The 1997-nt window shown below is 36.8% G+C and carries 3 protein-coding genes and 1 riboswitch; all 3 genes read right to left on the reverse strand.

Annotation, left to right across the window (positions count from 1 at the left end; genetic code table 11):
- Window positions 1-123, reverse strand: a 123-nt coding sequence (locus AC3AX0_RS11375; RefSeq protein WP_487550402.1) for a nicotinate-nucleotide--dimethylbenzimidazole phosphoribosyltransferase, incomplete at its 3' end; no start/stop codon positions are given.
- Window positions 124-281: 158 nt separating this feature from the next.
- Window positions 282-572, reverse strand: a riboswitch (cobalamin riboswitch).
- A gap of 46 nt (window positions 573-618) precedes the next feature.
- Window positions 619-1197: a protein-L-isoaspartate(D-aspartate) O-methyltransferase gene (locus AC3AX0_RS11380; RefSeq protein ID WP_487550399.1), complete on the reverse strand. Its 579-nt coding sequence runs from the start codon at window positions 1195-1197 to the stop codon at window positions 619-621.
- A 12-nt stretch (window positions 1198-1209) separates the two neighbouring features.
- Window positions 1210-1997 (reverse strand): CHAD domain-containing protein (locus tag AC3AX0_RS11385; protein ID WP_487550400.1); only part of this gene is annotated, 788 nt, incomplete at its 5' end.

A 1997-nucleotide genomic window follows, 5' to 3' on the forward strand; every position in this document is an offset into this window, starting at 1 on the left:
GTCTTCAAGTTTCCCAAGACTACCCTGTGGTTTTATTAGATTATCAACCCTGTCTTTACATTCTTTCATCATTTTTTCGTTGAGTCCTTCAATTCTAGATACGGTTTTTTTTAATAATTTCATTTTAATTCTCCTCGTTTTAATAATTTTGTAAATGTAGTGGTTATAATTTTTCAAATGAGTTTGAAGTCAGTATCTGGATTTTAGGGAATAAAAAAAGTCCACACTTATTAAAGTGTGAACTTTCCATTGTCCATACGAATGTCTTTTTTGCTTAGAAAAAGATACTGAATTTCCAGGCAGGTCTCCTGACTTTGACTTGCAGCTCAAGAAAGTTAAAATATGCATAACCCCTTGAAGCCCTGGTATTATGCGGTTAAGGAAACTTTCCTTCGCGTCTTAATAACCACTTACGTGGTTAACACAGCGTAGCTGCTTTCTTGCATGACTGTCGCCTTCCCTCGATTGAAGTGGCATGTGACAGTCACTGATCATTACAGTGGCGGGCCCGTTCGGGGATTTAACCCGATTCCCTATTCTCCGTAAACGGCACCTGAAAACGTTTATTAAATTAGTTTGATTATAATAAATAAATTAGCATCTGTCAACAGGATTTTTTTATTCATACCTGCCGATGAGGGGTACAAATTTAACATAACCCTTGCATTCAGTGGATACTTTGCCTTCAGAATCTTTTTTAATGACTAGAAGCTCCTGATAATTGGATCCTCCAACTGGTATAACCATTATGCCTCTTGGTGCAAGCTGCTCTAGAAGGGAAGGAGGTATGAATCTTGCCGCTGCAGTCACCATTATTCTGTCGAAGGGAGCGAATTGTTCCCAGCCCATAGTACCGTCATCAAGCTTGAAATATACATTGTCAAAGCCCATGTTTTCAAGTCGTATTTTTGTCTTGTCGTAAAGTTCATGAATTCTTTCAACAGTAAAAACCGTTCCTGAAAATGTTGAAAGAAGAGCAGTTTGATAGCCGCTTCCAGTACCTATTTCAAGAATTTTTGAATCTTCTTCAGGGTTCAGGAGTACTGTCATTTCAAGAACTAGTGAAGGTTGAGATATTGTTTGCCCGTATCCGATTGGAAGGGCAGTGTCCACTACTGCCAAATCCTTGTTTATATCCATAAAAAGACTTCTATCCAGTGAATTGAAATAGTCTATGATTTTTTCTTTGCTACTCATATGAACACATCCTTAGGTTTTTATTTCCCATAAATAAAGAACTTCATATCTGTCATTATAAAAACTTTCAACAAGAAAATCGGTCCTTGTATCTATGATGGACCGTATTCCTTCCTTGTTGGCTTTTGTTTCTATGCAGTAGTCGTGAAGAAGTTTCTTTAAAACTGTAAGGTCTTGAATTTCGCCAAGCCAGTCCTGAAGGTTCTTTAGGTTGTTTATTCTTTCTTGTTCATCTGTAAATATTAGGTTGTGAATTTCAAAAAGATAGCGAAAATGCTTAAGTGAGATTCTTATCTTGTGTATTGTTGTAATATCACTTTTATCAATGAATTCGATGTTCTTTACCACTTCAAGGAATGAATCGTCAAGCTTCGTCCTCAATGCTGACAGGAAACTGTGTCTAAAATCGCTGGAAGATACCGCTGTAATAATCCTGTCTGTTTTTTTCAATAGTTTTGGAATATTCAGTTCAATCAATCCGTCCCTTAGGAGGTTTTCTCTGGTATCTTTCAGGGAGTTTAGGTATTCAATAAAACCTTTCGTATTAGAGTCGGGTTCAATGTTGTTTTTGACATAATCAATTGCCACATGGATATCCCTTGTATCGCTGAAGAGCTTTTGCGTCTTCACGAAGAATTTTTTGTTTTTTTGGTCTACAGATTTGAAATTCAGAGCCAGTTCTGAAACAGACATAAGCTTTCTTAGATCAACGCGGATGTCATGTACGGAATCCACAGACATGGTTTCCCTGCACTCATCTAGATTTGACTTTATATCATTTTTGATACTCTTTATATGTT

The organism is Dethiosulfatibacter sp. (genome assembly GCF_983023055.1).